This is a genomic window from Streptomyces sp. NPDC020996 (assembly GCF_040641355.1).
GTDB lineage: Bacteria > Actinomycetota > Actinomycetes > Streptomycetales > Streptomycetaceae > Streptomyces.
Genome location: NZ_JBFADM010000147.1, coordinates 1 through 2,111, shown reverse-complemented (window position 1 = coordinate 2,111; position 2,111 = coordinate 1). Strand labels below are relative to the sequence as shown.

General features: G+C 72.7%; 1 protein-coding gene. It reads right to left on the bottom strand.

Annotation, left to right across the window (positions count from 1 at the left end):
- On the bottom strand, positions 1 to 2,111 hold a 2,111-nt coding region (locus AB0G63_RS39055; RefSeq protein WP_360760653.1), incomplete at both ends, for a beta-ketoacyl synthase N-terminal-like domain-containing protein.

Here is a 2,111-nt window from a genome sequence, read left to right as displayed (position 1 = left end):
GACACGTCCGCCGCCCCCGCATACGCCCGCAGACCGCCCGCCTGCGCACGCAGTGCCGCCTCCGAACGCGCCGACACCACCCACGGCACCAGACCGGAGAACTCACCCGGGGAGTCACCGTCCCGCGCCGCCGACGACGACTCCTCCGGGACCTGCTCCACGATGACGTGGGCGTTCGTCCCGCTGACTCCGAAGGACGAGACCCCGGCGCGGCGCGGACGCCCGGTCCGTGGCCACCGCACCGCCTCCGTCAGCAGTTCCACCGCGCCCGCCGACCAGTCCACGTGCGGCGACGGCTCCTCCGCATGCAACGTCCGCGGCAGCACACCGTGCCGCATCGCCATCACCATCTTGATCACACCCGCCACACCCGCCGCTGCGGAGGTGTGGCCGATGTTCGACTTCAGGGAGCCCAGCCACAGCGGCCGGTCCTCGGCGCGCTCCTGCCCGTAGGCCGCGAGCAGGGCCTGCGCCTCGATCGGATCGCCCAGCGCCGTGCCGGTGCCGTGCGCCTCGACCGCGTCCACGTCGGCGGGGCTGAGGCGGGCGTTGGCCAGGGCTTGCCGGATCACCCGCTGCTGGGAGGGCCCGTTGGGAGCCATGAGGCCGTTGGAGGCGCCGTCCTGGTTGACGGCGGAACCCCGTACGACCGCGAGAACCCGGTGGCCGTTCCGCCGCGCGTCCGACAGGCGCTCCAGGAGCAGCACACCCACGCCCTCCGACCAAGCGGTGCCGTCCGCGGCGGCCGAGAAGGCCTTGCAACGGCCGTCCTTGGCGAGGCCGCGCTGGCGGCTGAACTCGACGAACAGGTCGGGCGTCGGCATCACCGTGACGCCGGCGGCCAGGGCGAGCGTGCACTCGCCCTGCCGCAGGGCCTGCGCGGCGAGGTGCAGGGCGACCAGCGAGGAGGAGCAGGCGGTGTCGACGGTGAGGGCCGGGCCCTCCAAGCCCAACGTGTAGGCGATGCGGCCGGATATGACGCTGGTGAGGTTGCCGGTGAGGGAATAGCCCTCGACTCCTTCGCCGCCCATCTGCTGCAGGCCGCCGAAGTAGCCGGGCTGGGTGGCGCCCGCGAAGACGCCGATGGGGGCCGTGCGGATCCCGGTCGGATCGATGCCGGCGCGTTCGAAGACCTCCCAGGAGGTCTCCAGGACGAGGCGCTGCTGCGGGTCCATGGCGAGCGCCTCGCGGGGTGAGATGCCGAAGAACGCCGGGTCGAACTCGGCCGCGTCGTGGAGGAATCCGCCTTCGCGGACGTACGTGGTCCCCGGGTGGTCCGGGTCCGGGTGGTAGAGCGTCTCCAGGTCCCAGCCGCGGTCGGTGGGGAAGCCGGAGATCACGTCGGCACCGCTGTCGACGAGCCGCCACAGGTCTTCGGGCGAGGTGACTCCGCCGGGGTAGCGGCAGGCCATGCCGACGATGGCGATCGGCTCGTCATACGCGGCACCGGCTGCCGTGACGGTGCGGGCGGCGGTGTTCTCGCCGAGCACATCGGCGCGGATGAAGGCCGCGACGGCGGTCGGGGTCGGGTAGTCGAAGGCGAAGGCGGCGGGCAGCCGCAGTCCGGTCGCGGTGTTGAGACGGTTGCGCAGGTTGACGGCGGCCAGGGAGTCGAACCCCAGTTCCTTGAAAGCCCGGTCGGGGTCGATGGCGCCAGGTCCGTCATGACCGAGGACCGCGGCGGCGTGGGCCCGCACCAGTTCGAGCACGGTGCGGTGCTGCTCGGCCTCGGGCTGTGCGCCGAGCTTTTCACGCAACGCCGCCGCTGCGGCCTCGAGTTCGGCCGGGTCGGCCGTGGACTGCAGGGCGGCGAGGGCCTGCCGGGTCTCGGGCGCGCGGCGCCTGCGCAGCCAGGACGCCATCTGCGGCAGTGCCTCGCGCAGCGATGTCTGCGGGTCGATCTCCAGGGTGCCGAGCAGGGCGTCCACGTCGTCTTGGTCGACGGCCTGCCAGAACTGCTCCTCGATCTCGTCGCGGGGCGCGGCCAGTTCGGGGGTGAGCCAGTAGCGCTGGTGTTGGAAGGGGTAGGTGGGCAGGTCGACATGCCGGGTGGCGGTGCTCTGGAACAGGCTGTCCCACTCGACGGGCAGACCACGCGTCCACGCCTCCGC